Raw genomic sequence first — 16,414 nt, 5'->3', positions numbered from 1 at the left:
GCGCACTGACCGCGCACTAATCGAGGCTCATTAAAAGCGACGAGGAGAAACACGTGCTGCTCAAGGACAAGGTGGTAATCGTCACCGGCGGTTCGCGCGGCATTGGCCGCGCCATTGCGATTGCGAGCGCTCGCGAGGGCGCCGATCTCGCGATCAACTACTGGGGCGACAACGACGCCTCGTACGGCCGCCGCTCGGCGATCGACGAGGTGTTGGGCGAGATCGAGCGGCTAGGGCGCCGCGCGATTGCGCTGGAAGGCAACGTGGCCGCGCCGCAAACGGGCGTGGATCTTGTGCGCCAAACGGTGGAGCGCTTCGGCAAGGTCGATGTGCTCGCAAGCAATGCGGGTATCTGCCCGTTCCACTCGTTTCTCGACATGCCGCCCGCCGTGCTCGAGCGCACGATAGGCGTGAACCTGAACGGTGCGTTCTACGTGACCCAGGCCGTTGCGCGGCAAATGAAGGAGCAGGGCACGGGCGGCGCGATCGTGGCGACGAGTTCGATCAGCGCGCTGGTGGGCGGCGGCACGCAGACGCACTACACGCCCACCAAGGCCGGCGTGCATTCGCTCATGCAGTCGTGCGCGATTGCGCTTGGGCCCTATGGCATACGCTGCAATTCGGTGATGCCGGGCACCATCGCCACCGACCTGAACGCCGAAGACCTGAGCGATGAAGGCAAGCGCGCCTACTTCGAAAAGCGTATTCCGCTCGGGCGGCTGGGCGCGCCCGAGGACGTGGCCGAATGCGTGGTGTTTCTCGCCTCGGACCGCGCGCGCTACGTGACGGGTGCCGCGCTGCTCGTGGACGGCGGGCTATTCGTGAATCTGCAGTGAGCCCTGGGCCACGCGTTTCAATGAGGAGCGAGCGCGGCCGCGTGCGAACCATCGTGAGCGATATCGTCCATCTTGAAGGGCTGCGAAAAGCGCCGCAGCAAGCCGACGAAATGCTCGGCGGGCTCGGCAAGCGGCTCGTTCTTGCGCGTGAGCACGCCGTAGCCCGGCAGGCTCTTGCCGATTTCGAGCGGCAGCACGACGAGCAGCTTGCCACGTACATGGTCGCGCACGACCGGCTCGGGCAGCATGGCCACAGCGTCGAAGCTTTCGAGCAGTTGCAGCGTGGCGAAGATCGAAGCCGACTCGGTGAGATTGGCGGGCGTGCCGAGACCGGCGCGCGCGAGTTCGCCTTCGAACAATTCACGTGCGGGACTCGTAATGGGCTGCGCCACCCACGGCCAGTCCATCAGTTCCGCGAGCGTGACCTGTTCGCGCCGCGCAAGCGGATGGCGCGCGCGTACTACGAGCACGAGCGTTTCCCGCGCGATCGGCTCGAAGCTGAAATCGTTGTGCTGCAGCGGCGTGGTGAGGCGCCCGAGCGCGAGATCGACTTCGCGGCGATGCAGCAACTGCACGACCTGGTCGCTCGTTTCGCCGAGAATGCGCACGTGCAACAGCGGGCGTTCGGTCTTGAGCGTGGCGACGGCTTGCGCGAGCAAGTCGGGCGCGGCGCCCATGATCGCGCCCACGGTGAGCTGGCCGTGACCGCCGCGACGCTTCACGTCGAGGTCTTCAGCAAAGCGCGTGAGTTCGGCGAGCGCGCGGCGCGCGTAGGCAAGCGTGACGACGCCGAGCGCGGTGGGCTGCATGCCGCGGGCGTTGCGCTCGAAGAGCCGGAAGCCGAACGCTTCCTCGATGTCGCTCAGCATGCGACTCGCGCTGGGCTGCGCCACGTTGATGGCGTCGGCGGCCTGATGGACGTTGCGCGCGTCGTCGAGTGCAACGAGCAAGGCAAGGTGTTTGAATCTGAGCCGGTTGACGAGTGCGACGACGGAAGTGTGATGATTCATGGAGCGATCCGGTTTGTGCATCGCCCGATCCCAACATCGGATTGGTTGGCTATCGATGCGGGAATTATAGTCGGATCACCACGCAGCTAACGACGAAAAAACGCGTGCTGGGCGCGCTGCGAAGCCAGGGCAAATACCGAGGCAACGCGTGCCCCTGGTCACATAAGCGGCAAAAACGGCATAAGCGCAAGACATAACATGGCTGGACGGAGACACGATGATGGAGACAATGGCGTTTCGCATGCAGCTCGATCCCGGCAAGCGGGACGAATACGAGCGGCGTCACCGCGAAATCTGGCCCGAGCTGGCGAGCGCGCTGCGCGATGCGGGCGTCGAAAATTACCGCATCTTTCTCGACGAAGCGACGAACCATCTCTTTGCCGTGCTCGAACGCCGCGACGATCACACCATGGACGCGCTGCCCGAGCTGCCCGTCATGCGCAAATGGTGGGATTACATGGCCGACATCATGCAGACGGATGCACACAACGTGCCGCTGCAACAGCCGCTCGTGCAGGTCTTTCATTTGCCTTGAGCTCACGCGAGGAACATGCCATGCAGGTCGTCGATCCACACGTCCACTTCTGGAACCTCGATACGCATCACTACCCATGGCTCGCGAATCCGGGCACGTCATTCGTGTGCGATGCGCGCGAACTCAAGCACAACTATCTGCCCGCCGACTTGTTGCGCGAGGCCGGCGACATCGACGTGCTCAAGGTCGTACACGTCGAAGCGAACCACGATCCGGACGATCCGGTGGAGGAAACTCGCTGGCTGGAAGGGCTCGCAGACATTGCCGCGAACGCGGGGGAGGCGCATGCGTGGCCCGACGCGATCGTCGCGGCCTGCGATCTCAGCTCGTCCAATGCGCCCGCGGTGCTGGAGGCGCATGCGGCATTTGCGCGTACGCGCGGCATTCGCCAGATTCTCAACGTTCACGAGAACAAGCTCTACGACTACGTGGGGCGGCATTACATGCGAGAGGCCACGTGGCGCGAGAACTTCGCGCTGCTGGAGAAGCACGGTCTTTCGTTCGACCTGCAGCTTTATCCCTCGCAGATGGAGGAGGCCGCCGCACTCGCGCGTATGCATCCCGGCATTCAGCTCGTGATCAACCATGCGGGCATGTTCGTCGACCGCAACAGCGTGGCGGGCTACCGCGCGTGGCGCGACGGCCTGCGCCTGCTTGCGGCATGCCCGAACGTGGCCGTGAAGATCAGCGGGCTGGCGATGTTCGACCATGCGTGGAGCGTCGAAAGTCTGCGCCCTTATGTGCTGGAAACGATCGACGCATTCGGCGCGGACCGCGCGATGTTCGCCTCGAACTTTCCGGTCGACCGCCTGTTCGGCGGCTATTCGAAGCTTTGGCATGCGTACGCGTCGATCGTGAGCGGCGCGAGCGAGAGCGAACACATGGCGCTATTTCGCGGCAACGCCGAACGTATCTACCGCATTTGAGTGTGCGCGCAACGACATGGAGACAGCGTGAAAGCAGAAGAAAAAATCGGGGCCGATGACACTCCGCGGCTCGAACTGCGTAACGCGAGCAAGTCGTTCGGGCGCGTGCGCGCGCTCATCGACGGCAGCTTGAGGCTCATGCCCGGCGAGGTGCACGCGCTGCTCGGCGAGAACGGCGCGGGCAAGTCGACGCTCGTGAAGATCCTCGCGGGCGTGTATCAGCCCGATGGCGGCGAAATGCGCATCGACGGCGTGGAGCGCGAGTTCGCGACGCCCGCCCAGGCGCGCGACGCCGGTATCGCGGTAATTTATCAGGAGCCCACACTGTTCTTCGATCTTTCGATTGCGGAGAACATCTACATGGGGCGTCAGCCCGTGGATCGCGTGGGCCGCATCGACTACGACACGATGCATCGCGAGGTCGCGGCGCTGCTTCTATCGCTCGGCGTCGAACTGAAGCCCGAGCGGCTCGTGCGCGGACTCTCGATTGCGGACCAGCAGGTAATCGAAATTGCGAAGGCGCTGTCGCTCAACGCGAACGTGCTCATCATGGACGAGCCCACGGCCGCACTCTCGCTGCCCGAGGTCGAGCGGCTCTTTACGATTGCGCGCACGCTGCGCGACCGGGGCGTGGCAATCCTCTTCATCACACACCGGCTCGAAGAAGTCTTCGCGCTCACGCAGCACGTGACGATCATGCGCGACGGCGCCAAGGTGTTCGACGCGCCCACGGCCACGCTCAAGACCCAGGACATTGTCGCGAAGATGGTGGGGCGCGATCTCGCCACGTTCTATCCGAAGGCGGACGTGCAGCCGGGCGAAGTCATGCTGCGCGTGCGCGGCCTCACGCGCCGCGGCGTATTCAAGGACATTTCGTTCGACGTGCGCGCGGGTGAGATCGTCGCGCTCGCGGGACTCGTGGGCGCGGGGCGCAGCGAGGTGGCGCGCGCGATATTCGGCATCGATCCGTGCGACGCGGGGCAGGTTCAGATCGCGGGCAAGCCGCTGGCGTCCGGCATGCCCGCTGCCGCCGTAAAGGCCGGGCTCGCGCTCGTGCCCGAGGACCGGCGTCAGCAAGGTCTCGCGCTCGAACTGAGCATTGCGCGCAACGCCTCGCTCACGGTGCTCGGGCGACTCGTGCGCTTCGGCCTCATTTCCACGGGGCGCGAAGTGCAGCTGGCCGGGCAGTGGGGCAAGCGTCTGCGCCTGAAGGCGGGCGATCTGAACGCACCGGTGGGCACGCTCTCGGGCGGCAACCAGCAGAAGGTGGTGCTCGGCAAGTGGCTCGCCACCGGGCCGAAGGTGCTCATCATCGACGAACCGACGCGCGGCATCGACGTGGGCGCGAAGGCCGAAGTCTACGGCGCGCTCGCGGAACTCGTGAAAGAGGGCATGGCCGTGCTGATGATTTCGAGCGAACTCCCCGAAGTGATCGGCATGGCTGACCGCGTGCTCGTCATGCACGAAGGCCGCATCACCGCCGACATCGCCCGTGCCGACGCCAACGAAGAGCGCATCATGAGCGCCGCGCTCGGCGAAATCAACATTCATCTGGGACACGCCGCATGATGCGCCATTCCACTTCTCCTCATCCTCTGCACGGCGGCGAGCCGCGCCCGCAGCGGCGCAACGCGGGTGCGTTGGCCGAAGCGCTGGCGCGCAGCCGCGAGACCACGCTTTTCGTGGTGCTGCTGCTGATCGTGGGCGGCACGGCGCTCGCGCGGCCGCAATTCCTCAACCTGCAGAATCTGCGCGACGTGCTGCTCAACGTCTCCATCGTGAGCTTGCTCACGGCGGGCATGACGATCGTGATCCTGATGCGCCATATCGATCTTTCGATCGGTTCGACGGTCGGCATCAGCGCCTATGGCGTGGGCAGTCTCTACGTGGCGTTCCCGCACATGCCCGTGCTCGTGGCGCTGGTCGCGGGGCTCGCCATCGGACTCGTGGCGGGCGCGATCAACGCGCTGCTCGTGGCCGTGGGGCGCGTGCCGTCGCTCGTCGCGACGCTCTCGACGCTCTACATCTTCCGCGGCGCCGACTACGCGTGGGTGCATGGCGGCCAGATCAACGCCACGAGCCTGCCTGACGCGTTTTCACGACTCGCCACAGGCACGGTGCTCGGCATTCCGGTGCTGGCGCTCATCGCGATCGTGCTGCTTGCCGCGCTCTCCGTGTATCTCAAGCAGTTCCGGCCGGGCCGCGAGTACTACGCGATCGGCTCGAACCCGGAAGCGGCGCGTCTTGCCGGCATCAACGTGGAGCGCCGCGTCGCGACGGGCCTCTTGATCAGCGGCGCGATTGCGGGCCTGGCGGGCGCGCTGTGGCTCGCGCGCTTCGGCACCGTGGACGCGAGCACCGCGAAGGGCATCGAGCTACAGGTGGTCGCGGCCGCCGTGGTCGGCAGCGTGGCGATCACGGGCGGCGTGGGCACGATACTCGGCGCGACGCTCGGTGCGCTCGTGCTGGGCGTGATCAGCATCGCGCTCGTGGTGCTGCACGTCTCGCCGTTCTGGGAGCAGGCGATCCAGGGCGCGCTGATCGTGGCCGCCATCGCCGCCGATACGCTGCTCGCCCGCTCTGTGGCAAAACGCATGATGAGGAAACGCGACCATGGCTAAGAACGCCCCGAAACCCGACGCCGCGCTGCTCACGCGCAAGCCCGGCTTGCCGCTCAGCTGGGAAGCGCTGCTTGTCGTCATTCTCATTGCATCGCTGGTGGTGGGGCGCCTGCTCTCGCCCGTGTTCCTCACGGGCGCGAACATCAGCAACGTGCTTGCGGACCTCACCGAAGTCGCGCTCATGGCCTTGCCGATGACGCTCATCATCGTCGCCGCCGAAATCGATCTTTCGGTGGCCTCGGTGCTCGGCGCTTCGAGCGCGTTGCTGGGCGTGCTCTGGCACATGGGCTTGCCGATGCCGGTCGCCATGGCGCTCGTGCTCGTGGCGGGCGGCTTTGCGGGCCTCTTTAACGGGCTCGTGATCGTGAAGCTCAATCTGCCTTCGCTCGCGGTAACGATCGGCACGCTCGCGCTCTTTCGCGGGCTGGCTTACGTGTTGCTCGGCGACCAGGCGATTGCCGACTTCCCGCCGGGTTATACGCTCTTTGGCATGAGCAACCTCGGCAGCACGTTTATCCCGTTGCCGTTCCTGATCGTCGCGGCGTGCGCCATCGTGTTCACGATATGGCTGCAGGCCACGGCTTTCGGCCGCAGCCTCTTCGCGATCGGTGCGAACAGCACGGCCGCTTCGTTCTCGGGCATCGACGTGCCGAAGATCAAGCTGCGCCTCTTCGTCCTCTCGGGCGTCATGAGCGCGCTCGCGGGCATCGTCTATACGCTGCGCTTCACGAGCGCGCGCGGCGACAACGGCGAGGGCTTCGAGCTTTCGGTGATCGCGGCGGTGCTGTTTGGCGGTGTGAGCATTTTCGGCGGGCGCGGGTCGATGTATGGCGTGCTGCTCTCGCTCCTGATCGTCGGTGTGCTGAAGAACGCGCTCACGCTCGTCGATGTGTCGAGCGAAACGCTCACGATCGTGACCGGGGCGCTGCTGCTGGCTTCGGTGCTGATCCCGAATCTCGCCGCGCGCTGGCGCTCGATGCGCGACCGGCGTGCGCTGGCACGGACGGCGTGAACGTGGTGTGAAGAAAGGCAAAGAAGTAAAGAGGCAGTCAATCAGCCGGACGCGTCCGGTACCCATCGAGGAGACGATTCATGAGAAAGCCAGTACGTCACGTGTGCACGGCCTTGCTGTGCGCGATGCTAGTGGGAGGCGGTGTCGCGGCGCAAGCGGCCGGCATCAAGGAGGGGTTGAAGATCGCGTTCGTGCCCAAGCAGATCAACAACCCCTACGAGGTGATTGCCGATAACGGCGGTCTGGACGCGATCAAGGAGTTCAAGGGTGAGGGCAAGGCGGTCGGTCCTTCGGACGCGGGCGCGTCCTCGCAGGTCTCGTACATCAATACGCTCACCACGCAGCATCAGGACGCGATCGTCATCGCGGCCAACGATGCGAATGCGCTCGTGCCGTATTTGAAGCGCGCGATGGATCAAGGCATCAAGGTCGTCACGTTCGACTCGGACACCGCGCCCGAAGGACGGCAGATCTTCGTGAACCAGGCGAACGCGGAGAGCATTGGCCGCGGCCAGATCCAGCTCGTTTCGAAGCTGATGGGCGGCGAGGGCGAGTTCGCGATTCTTTCGGCCACGCCCAACGCGACGAACCAGAATACCTGGATCAAGTGGATGCAGGAAGAGCTGAAGAAGCCCGAGTATTCGAAGATGAAGCTCGTGAAGATCGCCTACGGCAACGACGACGACCAGAAGTCCTTCGTCGAGACGCAAGGCTTGCTGCAGGCGTATCCGAACCTGAAGGCAATCGTTGCGCCCACATCGGTCGGCATCGCGGCGGCGGCGCGTTATATCTCTTCGTCGCCGAGCAAGGGCAAGGTGGCGGTGACGGGCCTCGGCACGCCTAACCAGATGCGCGCGTTCGTGAAGAACGGCACCGTGAAGGCGTTCCAGCTTTGGGATCCGGGTGCACTCGGCTATCTCGCCGCGTATGCGGCGGCCAATCTTGCGTCGGGCACGATCACGGGCAAGGAAGGCGAGTCGTTTGACGCGGGCAAGCTGGGCAAGCGCACGATCGGCAAGAGCGGTGAGGTGATTCTCGGGCCGCCCACGACGTTCGATGCTTCGAATATCGATAACTTCAACTTCTGATTCACGCTGCTGGTTTGATTGACGAGGAATGCCAAACGACCCGGCTTTGCCGGGTCGTTTGCTATTGGCCGTTCGAATCGGCCTTGGGGCTCGCGCGCGGGGGCAGGGGCTGAGGCTCGGCCGCCATCCCGTCCACCGGATAAAGATTGAGAAACGACCTCGCCTCATCCATCGAACGGCTCGCCAACCAGTTCTCATACTCCGAAGGCGGCACGATCACCACGGAACGTTTCTCGTCCCCGGGCTTGTGGAAACGCTTCATGAGCGGATGATCGTTCGCATTGACGGTGAGCATCGTGAACGAGTACGCCCTGCCGGCCTCGCCTTCGTCCCACTCGCGCCATAAGCCGGCAATGGCAAACGGCGCGCCATCGGCAAGACCAATGCGCCAGCGCACCGCCTTGCCGGTCTCGTAGCTCGGCTCAAAAAACGCCTCGCAGGGAATCAGGCACAGCTGCAGCTTCTTCCAGGCGTCACTGAAGCTGCGCTTCTCACCCACCGATTCGGCACGTGCGTTCATCGTGTCGAACACTTTCACACCTGGCGGAATCTGTTTGCGCGGCACCATGCCGAACGTCGCGAGCAGGGCTTCGTGCGCCTCGGGCGCCTCGGGCGCATTGTGCGTCGCGCTCGCACGGCGGATCACCGGCGCGGCATAGTCCTTGAAGATCTCGTCGCGCCACGGGTCGTCCGGCGGCAGGACGCCGTAGTGCCTGAAGAGGTAGTCACGGCGTGCGGCGGCGTAGTTCGTGCACATGGTCGTCTCTCCGTCCCGTCCTTCAGAATCATTCTGACATGTGATAGGCTGTATAAATATACAGTGTTTTGGGGCGGAAAATGGGACGGGATCATCGTCACTTCCCTCCGCTCACGGCGGCGGAGCTGGCTGAAATCTACGACCGGCATCCCTTGCCCGTCGTATTGCGGTTGCTATGGGAAATCCACCGGTTGCGCTCCACCATCAGCCGGGCGAACCAGATCCGGCTCACGATCGGCAGGCGCGTCGGTACGGCGAATACGCCTGCGGGCATGTGGGAGCGTTTCGAGCAGGAACTCGACGCGGAGCCGTGTTTGACCGACCCGCTAACGGCGCGTCAAAAGGGTTTGCTGCACGACGGCGAGCCGGAAGGACGGCTGCGGCGCAGGCGGCGCAACGGCGATTGATCGTTGGCCTGCGCAGCGGAGTCTGCGCAGCGGACTCAGTGAGATAGAGGGCTCTCTCGAAAATGCGGCGTGCGGGGTTTGATCTCCCATCATGTGGGCTCCCACACGCTCGCCAACCATTCGTATGGCACGCTGAAATTTGGCTGTAAGTGGCTCTTGTTAGAGTCCACGAAAGCAGTTGTCTTTCGTGGCAGTCAACACAAGAGCGACTTCTCATGGCTATTGTCCGCGCATGCTGGTTCGTTCTGGCGCTGCTTCTCAGTGCTCCCGTCTGGGCCTACCAGACGCGTATCGTTTCGATCCCCAGCGCCGCGATGCAGCGCTCGTTCGACGCGACCGTGGTCTTGCCCGACGACTACGCGCGCGGCAACCACGCCGCGCGCTTTCCGGTGATCTACGTGCTGCACGGCTCGGGCGGCAGCTATGCCGACTGGACCTCCAACACCCGCATCGGCAAACTCGCCGACCGTTATCACGTGGTGCTCGTGATGCCGGACGGCGGTCACGAGAGCTGGTATATCGACAGCCCGTTCGATCGGAGCAGTCGTTATGAGACGTATGTGGGCAGCGAGGTCGTGTCGTATATCGACACGCATTTCCGCACGATCGCCACGCGCGAGGCGCGCGCGATCACGGGTTTGAGCATGGGCGGTTTCGGCGCGCTGCGCATCGCGCTGGACCGGCAGGAGACGTTCGGTGCGGCCGGCAGCATTAGCGGCGCGGTCGATCCGCGCAACTGCGAAGACGAGCCGGGCATCGATCACGTATTCGGCGATCCCGCGAGGCACGCGTCGTTCTGGAACAGCAATGCGATCGTGGATAGCGCGCAGGACTTCGAGCGCGCCCATATCGCGCTCACCATCGACTGCGGCGTGAGCGACTTCTTCGTGCAGTCGAATCGGACGCTGCATGAAAAGCTCGTTGAATTAGGCGTGCCTCACGATTACGCGGAACGTCCAGGTGGCCATACGTGGTCCTATTGGTCGAACTCGATCCGCTACCAGGTGCTCTTCTTCGCCACGGCGTTCCAGCGCGCCGGCTGGCATCCGCAAGTGGCGTGACGCATCACGGCGCGCGCGTTACCAGCGGCGCGTGTTTGCCAACATCCTTCCGACGTCATTCCGTCACACGATTTCCGGGGACACCTGCCCGGTCTCGGGCACCGCGCTTGCTGTAATGATCCTGCAGGGGCGGGCACGTAGATCCGTCCTGCTCAACCCAGATGCCGGGCATCAGGCGACCGCACGCGGCGCCGGGGCGCGGCGACCACCCTTGAGCCGGTTCGCAACGGATGCAGGAGGACGTCATGCTTCAATACGCTGTCATTTTCTTTATCATCGCGATCATCGCGGCCGTGTTCGGTTTTGGCGGCATCGCGGCGGGTGCGGCATCGATCGCCAAGATCCTGTTCTTCATCTTCCTCGTGATTTTCCTCGTCACGTTGCTGCTTGGCGTCGTGAGAAGGGGCTAATTCGCGAGCCACGCTGGTTGCAGCCGAATCGCAGCCCGCCCACGCGGGCTGCATTTTTGTATTCGACGGCCGCCTTCCTGTCAGTCGTATTGCGAATTAAACAAGCAGGCTTGCAGCCGGGGGCATCACGCGATGGTATCCACCACGCCGCCGTCCACGCGCAAGGCCGCGCCCGTGGTTGCGGAAGCCTCTTTCGAGCACGCGTAGACGATCATGTTCGCCACTTCCTCCACGCTCGCCGCGCGCCGGATGATGGAAGAGGCGCGATGCGTCTGCACGAACTGCGCGGCGACTTCCTCGACGGTTTTGCCCGAAGCGGCCACTTCGTCCTTGAGCATGTGCGTCACGCCATCGGAGAGTGTCGGGCCCGGCAGCACCGAATTGACCGTGACGCCCGTACCCGCAAGTCGCTTGGCGAGGCCGCGTGCGAGCGCGAGTTGCGCGGTTTTCGTCATGCCGTAGTGGATCATGTCGGCGGGAATGTTCAAGCCCGATTCCGACGAGATGAACACGATGCGCCCCCAGCCGCGCTTGACCATGGCATTCGCATAGGCGCGCGAGAGACGTACGCCCGACATCACATTCGTTTCGAAGAAACGCAGCCACTCGGCGTCGGGAATCTCGAAGAAGTCCTGCTGCTGAAACACGCCGAGATTGTTCACGAGAATGTCCACCTGCGGATGCGCCTTCACGAGCGCGTCGCATCCCTGCGCACTGGAAAGATCGCCGACGAAGCCCTGCACCCGCGCGCCGGGCGCAGCGGTACGCAGTGCAGCCTCGGCTTCGTGCACGTTTTCGGTGTGACGGCTGCTGACGATCACGTCGGCGCCCGCGAGCGCGAGGCCTTTGGCCGCGGCAAGACCGATGCCCGCAGCCGAGCCGGTGACGAGCGCGAGTTTTCCAGTCAGATCGATTTTCATGCGGGCTCCTTGAGGGTAAGGCTGGCCAAGCCTCCGAACGCGCGTTGAACGGGTGTTGAACGTTCTGGACGCAGCGTCGCGCGCGGCCATCGTGAAGGGAACGGGCAGTGTACTGCGCAGGCGCTTTGGATGCTTTCTCAGGCGCCTCAAGCGCCCATCGCGGGATCGCTCACGCTGTCCTTGCCGGTTTCTACGCGGCCCGCGAAGCGCCGTATCACACCGTTCTCCGCGCTCAACGTGAAGTCGTACCAGCCGCCCGAATCCGCGAGCGCCCAGTTCGACTGAACCTGTTCGCCGGCGCGCAACGCGTAGGTCCAGGGCCCGTCGTTGCGGTAGGCATTGGCCGCCACGCTCACGTTCGAAGCCGCGCGCGCGCGATTCGCGATGCTCAGCTCGAGTGCATTGCTCGCGGCGTCGTAGCGCACGCGTACTTCAGGATTGGGTCCATGCGCCGCCGCGCGCACGTTGCCCTCGAATGCGCGATGAAAGCCGTTCGGGCCAAGCACCCACAGGCGGTATACGCCGTCGTCAGCGGCGGTGGGCGTCCACGTGTCGCGCAGTGTCTTGCCTGCTTCGACGGTGTAGCGGCGCGGCGACTTGTCGAGGTGAAGCGAGTCGTACACGTGAAAGACGACGCCGGCTTTCCCTTCGTTACCGAGCTCCAGTTGAACCTTGTGATGACGCCCGTCGACGCTCGCATCCACGTTGAGGCGGTACGGCAATGCGCGCGAGGGCCGCGCCATGCGCGCCTGCTGCGGCGTGGTCTGCGTGTCGGGCTGTGGCACTGGCACGGGCTTGAGCGCGTTCTGTTGCTTGTTCAGCGCGTCGGCCTCGGCTTTCGTGGGTGCGGAAAAAGCCTGCACGGGTTTTTCATTCGGTGTGCTGAAGTTGAATGCCGAGGTGAGATCGCCGAATACCGCGCGCCGCCACGGACTGATATTCGGTTCGCGCACGCCGAAGCGCATTTCGATGAAGCGCAGCACCGACGTGTGATCGAAGACTTCGGAGCTTACATAGCCGCCGGTGCTCCACGGCGAGACGACGATCATCGGCACGCGCGGCCCGGGCCCGAACGGCAAGCCGTCTGGCGCGACCGGCTTGCCGTCGCCGGGAGGGTTCCGCATGGTGAAGTATTCGTGGCGCGTACTGGCCGTGGATTTGCCTGCGTACTTGCCGTCCTTGACGGGCGAGGGCGGGCAAGGCGGCGGCATGTGATCGAAGAAGCAATCGTTCTCGTCGAAATTCACGAAGAGCACGGTCTTGCTCCAGATGTCCGGGTTGCGCGTCAGCGCTTCGAGCAGCTTCTGCAGGTAGTACGCGCCCTGGCCTGGCGTCGAAACGGCGGGGTGTTCGGAATAGGCCTGCGGCGCAATGATCCAGCTCACCTGAGGCAACTGGTTCGCCGCAATGTCGCCATTGAGCGCCTGCAGGAAGCCGCCATCGGGCATCGTATTGCCGACGCCCTTATAGAGCGGCTCGCGTGCGTCGAGCGCCTGGCTCCACGGCACGTTGGGCGAGCCTTCGATCGCCTCGAGAACCTTGCGATAGCTCGCGAACCCGACGAGCGGATTGTCCGTGTAGTTATCGGGCTGGTTTTCGTACACCTTCCACGTCACGCCTGCGGCCTGCAGGCGTTCGGGATAGGTGGTCCATTTCAGACCCGTGGATGGCGCGCCGATGTTGTCCCAGCCATTGTTGTCGACCACGGCATAAGGCGAGGCCGTGGGGCCGTTCGTGCCGGTGAACAGAAAGAGCCGGTTCGAATTGGTGCCGCCGTGCAGCGAGCAATAGTAGGCGTCGCAGATCGTGAAGGCGTTGGCGAGCGCGAAATGAAACGGCAGGTCGGAGGCGTGAAAATAGCCCATCGACGCGTCGCCCTTGAACTTGGGCCAATGCGTCATGCGGCCATGGTCCCAGGCCTCGTGGGCGTCGGCCCAGTTGTGCGCGCCACCCGCGAGCAACGCGTTGCCCTTGCGGCTGTCGAGGTAGAACGGCAGCAGCGTGCGTGTGCCGTCGCTCTGTTGCCAGACGTCGGCGCCGTCGGGCAGAGGAATCGTGATGCGGTCCGAGAAGCCGCGCACCCCGGGCAGCGTGCCGAAGTAGTGGTCGAACGCGCGGTTTTCCTGCATGAAGACGACGATATGCTGCACGTCTTCAATCGTTCCGGTTGCGTTGTTTGCAGGAATGGCCAGTGCCCGCTGGATGGCGGGCGAAGCCAGGCTGAGCGCCGCGCCCGCGGCGGCGGCGCGAAGGAAATCACGGCGGTCCATCGAAGTCATGGTGTGTTCGCGTTGTTGTCGTTGTGCTCGCGACCATTAGCATGACACGTTGGCGCCGCCGCGGGCGCCCGATGAACGGTTGTGGATGCGCGTGCGCGCTCGTCAGAGCTTCACGCCGCCGGCCTCCGGCGGCTCGCGCCCCGGCTCGTCCAGCGGCAGGCTCGCGGCGTCGTCGCTCCAGTACGGTTCCCGGCCGTAGTACTGGTGCACGGAGCTAGCCCAGGTGCGATCGGCCATCGAAGGCCACTCGTGTTTATCGAAACCCGGCGCGTTCTTCACGCGCTCGGAATTGAGTGCGATGACGAAACATTTGCGTGCCGCGTCGAGCGTGAGGGCACTCCACGGCACCGCGAGCAGCTTGTCGCCAATGCCGAGAAAGCCGCCGCTCGACATCACCATGTAGGCAACGCAGCCGCTTTCCACGTCGAGCATGATCTCCTTGACCTTGCCGACTTCGTCGCCGTCCGAACTCAGCACGCGGTCGCCGTCCAGCGTACTGGCCGCCATCACGTCGGGGCCGGGGCCACGCTTGGCCGCCTGGTCGCGGCCGACGATACGTGCACCGTCGCGTGCGCCTTCGCCGCCGGGCGACGCTGAACCGATTGGGGTTTGCGAGTAGGCCATGATGTTCTCCTTGTTCATGATGAAACACGCACGCCGGGGGTCTCCCGCGCGCGGCGCGCGCCGGTTATCCAGAAAATTGCAGAAGTTGAGGGCGCAACCATGCGCCATGGCGGCCGAGGTGGCGTGAAGGAAGATTCAGTTGCTCTTTCCGCCGCCGTCCAGGCCCGCGCCTTTGCGCCACACTTCCTTGCCTTGCTCCGAGAGTTCGCCGCTGCTGTGGGTGGCGTCGGGCTCGGTGCCGTGCACGGCCATATCGCCGCCCGGCGGCTCCGTGGCCCCCTTCTTCTCGCGCTTGCGTTGCGCCACGCGCTCGTCGTGCGAGCGGCCTGCGTATTCGCTCATTTCGACCTCCCTTGGATATGCGCATCGCATCACGGCGCGGTGCGGCATGAGGGTTCGATCCCATGCCGGCCCGAAATGGACCGGCCACGCGGATTCCACAGCATCGGTCATGCCGCGGCGTGCCTCGGCTGTCGATCGGGAACCGGTCAGGATCCCGAATCAGGAAACGTCCACGAATGGTCGCGTTGCTCGCCCCGGAGTCGCGCCAGTCGCTACAACGATGATGTAAATCGTTCATGCGATGCAGGCGGCAGGAGGCTCGAGCTTGTCAGGGCGTGGCGACCCGGTGGAGGATGTCGAGCAGTTGCGAAACCGCGAAGGGCTTGCGCAGGAAGCCCACGACGTCGGCGTCGGGGGGCAGGGCGACGAGCGCGGAGACGAGCACGAGCGGCACGCCCGCGAGCTTGCTGCTGCGCCTCATTTCACGCATGAGGGAGAGACCGTCCATGCGCGGCATCATGCAGTCGGAGATCACGACATCGGGAGGGTCGGCGAGCGCGCTTTGCAGCGCATCCGAACCGTCTGCGGCGGTTCTGACCCGATAACCTTCCTGCCCGACCAGTTCCTTGAGCGCGTCGAGCGCGTTGCTGTCGTCGTCGACTAGTAATACGGTTGCCATACGTTTCTTGCGTGAGCGGCCCGGCCGATCGTGGCGGCTGTGCCTTTGTTCTTCGCGATCGCGTCGCGACGGGCCGAGGATGTCCGACGGCCGCCCCGCAAAGTGCAATTTCTGTTCCCGTGCCGCGCAATCGAGCTCCGCGACCGGCATCGTTTCGGTTTCGGTCGTCATCCTGGCGTCGCCGTGCCCCGTTGGGCGGCGGAGTCGTGCGCGCCCAGTTGCGCCGCGACGATGAGCGCCGAGACTTCGGGAAAGCAGCCGAACGCCTCGTCGGGCAGGTGGCGCAAGGCGTCGATCACGTCGCGCGGCGCGCCGCTGCGCTCGGCGCTTTCGATCAGCGTGGCGGGGTGCGCAGGCCAGGTGACGCGTTCGAGGGCGTGCAGCACCCGCTCGCTCAGCGCCTCTGCGTTCGAACGCGCTTGGTCCGGGGTGTCAGCTCGTGTTGCCTCGCAAGCGGAAGCAGGCTTCATCGGCTTCTCCTTCGAAGATCACGACCCCTCCCGCAGATGCCGTTCCTGGCGCCTTTTACCTGTGCGTGCGCCATTTAAGGGCAGGCAAGGACGTGGGCGCGCGCACGTTCGCTTGGGCAATCTGGCGGCCGTTCAGGCGGGAAGCTTGTCGGCGAGCACGTCGGCGCGGCGGATCTGGGGCGGCGCGGCCAGCAGGTCGCCCGCGCGCGCCATCAATGCCGCGGCCACCTGGCCGTTCAGATGCGCGTTGCGGCCGGCTTCGTCGTCGAATGCATCGAAGATCGCAAACGTCGTGGCGTCGAAGCGCACGCCGAACCACGCCGGCGTGCCGGGCTCTGCATCGACCAGCGGCTTCGCGCTCGCGAGAAATGCCGCCAGTTCCTCTTCCTTGCCGGGCTGCGCGTGCAGCTCGACATACAACGCATGTTGGGTCATGACATGGCTCCTGTTACGTCGTGGCGTCTCAGGCATGGTCGCGGTGCTTTGGGGCGTTCGTC

At 64.7% G+C, this 16,414-nt stretch carries 19 protein-coding genes; 10 read left to right on the top strand and 9 right to left on the bottom strand.

The window, feature by feature from the left end; translation table 11 throughout:
* Positions 1-53: 53 nt before the first annotated feature.
* On the top strand, positions 54-836 hold the full coding sequence (locus M3I56_RS11480; RefSeq protein ID WP_254354006.1) for an SDR family NAD(P)-dependent oxidoreductase: 783 nt from the start codon (positions 54-56) through the stop codon (positions 834-836).
* A gap of 17 nt (positions 837-853) precedes the next feature.
* Here the strand turns inward: M3I56_RS11480 and M3I56_RS11475 are convergent, their stop codons facing one another.
* Positions 854-1,846, bottom strand: coding sequence for a LysR family transcriptional regulator (locus tag M3I56_RS11475; RefSeq protein WP_254354004.1), 993 nt, complete (start codon positions 1,844-1,846; stop codon positions 854-856).
* 220 nt (positions 1,847-2,066) lie between these two features.
* Between M3I56_RS11475 and rhaM the strand changes: the two genes are divergently transcribed.
* From rhaM to rhaS, 6 genes are all read left to right on the top strand, one after another.
* On the top strand, positions 2,067-2,381 hold the full coding sequence (rhaM, locus tag M3I56_RS11470; RefSeq protein WP_254354156.1) for an L-rhamnose mutarotase: 315 nt from the start codon (positions 2,067-2,069) through the stop codon (positions 2,379-2,381).
* 20 nt (positions 2,382-2,401) lie between these two features.
* The gene (locus M3I56_RS11465; RefSeq protein WP_254354002.1) at positions 2,402-3,307 is read left to right on the top strand and encodes an amidohydrolase; all 906 of its coding nucleotides are present in this window, start codon (positions 2,402-2,404) and stop codon (positions 3,305-3,307) included.
* 27 nt (positions 3,308-3,334) lie between these two features.
* The gene (locus M3I56_RS11460; protein WP_254354000.1) at positions 3,335-4,876 is read left to right on the top strand and encodes a sugar ABC transporter ATP-binding protein; all 1,542 of its coding nucleotides are present in this window, start codon (positions 3,335-3,337) and stop codon (positions 4,874-4,876) included.
* On the top strand, positions 4,873-5,928 hold the full coding sequence (locus M3I56_RS11455; RefSeq protein ID WP_254353998.1) for an ABC transporter permease: 1,056 nt from the start codon (positions 4,873-4,875) through the stop codon (positions 5,926-5,928). Before M3I56_RS11460 ends, M3I56_RS11455 begins: the two co-directional genes overlap by 4 nt.
* Positions 5,921-6,940: an ABC transporter permease gene (locus tag M3I56_RS11450; protein WP_254353996.1), complete on the top strand. Its 1,020-nt coding sequence runs from the start codon at positions 5,921-5,923 to the stop codon at positions 6,938-6,940. The genes M3I56_RS11455 and M3I56_RS11450 overlap by 8 nt, the downstream gene beginning before the upstream one ends.
* A gap of 80 nt (positions 6,941-7,020) precedes the next feature.
* Positions 7,021-8,028: a rhamnose ABC transporter substrate-binding protein gene (gene rhaS, locus M3I56_RS11445; protein WP_254353994.1), complete on the top strand. Its 1,008-nt coding sequence runs from the start codon at positions 7,021-7,023 to the stop codon at positions 8,026-8,028.
* Between the two features lie 61 nt (positions 8,029-8,089).
* Here the strand turns inward: rhaS and M3I56_RS11440 are convergent, their stop codons facing one another.
* Positions 8,090-8,785, bottom strand: coding sequence for an SOS response-associated peptidase (locus tag M3I56_RS11440; RefSeq protein WP_254353992.1), 696 nt, complete (start codon positions 8,783-8,785; stop codon positions 8,090-8,092).
* A gap of 80 nt (positions 8,786-8,865) precedes the next feature.
* Between M3I56_RS11440 and M3I56_RS11435 the strand changes: the two genes are divergently transcribed.
* The 3 genes from M3I56_RS11435 (at position 8,866) to M3I56_RS11425 (ending at position 10,663) form a co-directional block, all read left to right on the top strand.
* Positions 8,866-9,192: a hypothetical protein gene (locus M3I56_RS11435; RefSeq protein WP_254353990.1), complete on the top strand. Its 327-nt coding sequence runs from the start codon at positions 8,866-8,868 to the stop codon at positions 9,190-9,192.
* 215 nt (positions 9,193-9,407) lie between these two features.
* Positions 9,408-10,253, top strand: a complete 846-nt coding sequence (locus M3I56_RS11430; protein ID WP_254353988.1) for an alpha/beta hydrolase family protein — start codon at positions 9,408-9,410, stop codon at positions 10,251-10,253.
* A 245-nt stretch (positions 10,254-10,498) separates the two neighbouring features.
* Entirely contained in the window at positions 10,499-10,663 is a 165-nt protein-coding gene (locus M3I56_RS11425; protein WP_028203076.1) for a DUF1328 family protein, read from the top strand.
* A gap of 125 nt (positions 10,664-10,788) precedes the next feature.
* Here the strand turns inward: M3I56_RS11425 and M3I56_RS11420 are convergent, their stop codons facing one another.
* The 7 genes from M3I56_RS11420 to M3I56_RS11390 all read right to left on the bottom strand — a co-directional run bounded on the left by M3I56_RS11420 (position 10,789) and on the right by M3I56_RS11390 (position 16,352).
* A complete protein-coding gene (locus tag M3I56_RS11420; protein ID WP_254353986.1) occupies positions 10,789-11,583 on the bottom strand; it encodes an SDR family NAD(P)-dependent oxidoreductase in 795 nt (264 codons plus the stop codon).
* A gap of 146 nt (positions 11,584-11,729) precedes the next feature.
* Positions 11,730-13,862, bottom strand: coding sequence for a phosphocholine-specific phospholipase C (locus tag M3I56_RS11415; protein WP_254353984.1), 2,133 nt, complete (start codon positions 13,860-13,862; stop codon positions 11,730-11,732).
* A 102-nt stretch (positions 13,863-13,964) separates the two neighbouring features.
* Positions 13,965-14,486 (bottom strand): PRC-barrel domain-containing protein, encoded by a 522-nt coding sequence (locus M3I56_RS11410; RefSeq protein ID WP_254353982.1) that lies wholly within the window; start codon positions 14,484-14,486, stop codon positions 13,965-13,967.
* 135 nt (positions 14,487-14,621) lie between these two features.
* A complete protein-coding gene (locus M3I56_RS11405; RefSeq protein WP_028203080.1) occupies positions 14,622-14,828 on the bottom strand; it encodes a hypothetical protein in 207 nt (68 codons plus the stop codon).
* 268 nt (positions 14,829-15,096) lie between these two features.
* Positions 15,097-15,447, bottom strand: coding sequence for a response regulator (locus M3I56_RS11400; protein WP_254353980.1), 351 nt, complete (start codon positions 15,445-15,447; stop codon positions 15,097-15,099).
* A gap of 167 nt (positions 15,448-15,614) precedes the next feature.
* Entirely contained in the window at positions 15,615-15,917 is a 303-nt protein-coding gene (locus M3I56_RS11395; RefSeq protein WP_254353978.1) for a DUF2795 domain-containing protein, read from the bottom strand.
* 132 nt (positions 15,918-16,049) lie between these two features.
* The gene (locus M3I56_RS11390; protein WP_028203082.1) at positions 16,050-16,352 is read right to left on the bottom strand and encodes a putative quinol monooxygenase; all 303 of its coding nucleotides are present in this window, start codon (positions 16,350-16,352) and stop codon (positions 16,050-16,052) included.
* Positions 16,353-16,414: the final 62 nt, after the last annotated feature.

The organism is Paraburkholderia sp. CNPSo 3281 (assembly GCF_024206515.1).
GTDB classification, from domain to species: domain Bacteria; phylum Pseudomonadota; class Gammaproteobacteria; order Burkholderiales; family Burkholderiaceae; genus Paraburkholderia; species Paraburkholderia nodosa.
Note: the sequence above shows the minus strand (reverse complement) of the source record. Positions and strands in the feature narration are given on the sequence as shown.

Excerpts from the sequence above, each read along its gene's own strand:
- M3I56_RS11475 (WP_254354004.1), bottom strand. The coding sequence starts at position 1,846 with ATGAATCATCACACTTCCGTCGTCGCACTCGTCAACCGGCTCAGATTC.
- rhaM (WP_254354156.1), top strand. The coding sequence starts at position 2,067 with ATGGAGACAATGGCGTTTCGCATGCAGCTCGATCCCGGCAAGCGGGAC.
- M3I56_RS11465 (WP_254354002.1), top strand. The coding sequence starts at position 2,402 with ATGCAGGTCGTCGATCCACACGTCCACTTCTGGAACCTCGATACGCAT.
- M3I56_RS11455 (WP_254353998.1), top strand. The coding sequence starts at position 4,873 with ATGATGCGCCATTCCACTTCTCCTCATCCTCTGCACGGCGGCGAGCCG.
- M3I56_RS11450 (WP_254353996.1), top strand. The coding sequence starts at position 5,921 with ATGGCTAAGAACGCCCCGAAACCCGACGCCGCGCTGCTCACGCGCAAG.
- rhaS (WP_254353994.1), top strand. The coding sequence starts at position 7,021 with ATGAGAAAGCCAGTACGTCACGTGTGCACGGCCTTGCTGTGCGCGATG.
- M3I56_RS11440 (WP_254353992.1), bottom strand. The coding sequence starts at position 8,785 with ATGTGCACGAACTACGCCGCCGCACGCCGTGACTACCTCTTCAGGCAC.
- M3I56_RS11435 (WP_254353990.1), top strand. The coding sequence starts at position 8,866 with ATGGGACGGGATCATCGTCACTTCCCTCCGCTCACGGCGGCGGAGCTG.
- M3I56_RS11430 (WP_254353988.1), top strand. The coding sequence starts at position 9,408 with ATGGCTATTGTCCGCGCATGCTGGTTCGTTCTGGCGCTGCTTCTCAGT.
- M3I56_RS11425 (WP_028203076.1), top strand. The coding sequence starts at position 10,499 with ATGCTTCAATACGCTGTCATTTTCTTTATCATCGCGATCATCGCGGCC.
- M3I56_RS11420 (WP_254353986.1), bottom strand. The coding sequence starts at position 11,583 with ATGAAAATCGATCTGACTGGAAAACTCGCGCTCGTCACCGGCTCGGCT.
- M3I56_RS11415 (WP_254353984.1), bottom strand. The coding sequence starts at position 13,862 with ATGACTTCGATGGACCGCCGTGATTTCCTTCGCGCCGCCGCCGCGGGC.
- M3I56_RS11410 (WP_254353982.1), bottom strand. The coding sequence starts at position 14,486 with ATGGCCTACTCGCAAACCCCAATCGGTTCAGCGTCGCCCGGCGGCGAA.
- M3I56_RS11405 (WP_028203080.1), bottom strand. The coding sequence starts at position 14,828 with ATGAGCGAATACGCAGGCCGCTCGCACGACGAGCGCGTGGCGCAACGC.
- M3I56_RS11400 (WP_254353980.1), bottom strand. The coding sequence starts at position 15,447 with ATGGCAACCGTATTACTAGTCGACGACGACAGCAACGCGCTCGACGCG.
- M3I56_RS11395 (WP_254353978.1), bottom strand. The coding sequence starts at position 15,917 with ATGAAGCCTGCTTCCGCTTGCGAGGCAACACGAGCTGACACCCCGGAC.
- M3I56_RS11390 (WP_028203082.1), bottom strand. The coding sequence starts at position 16,352 with ATGACCCAACATGCGTTGTATGTCGAGCTGCACGCGCAGCCCGGCAAG.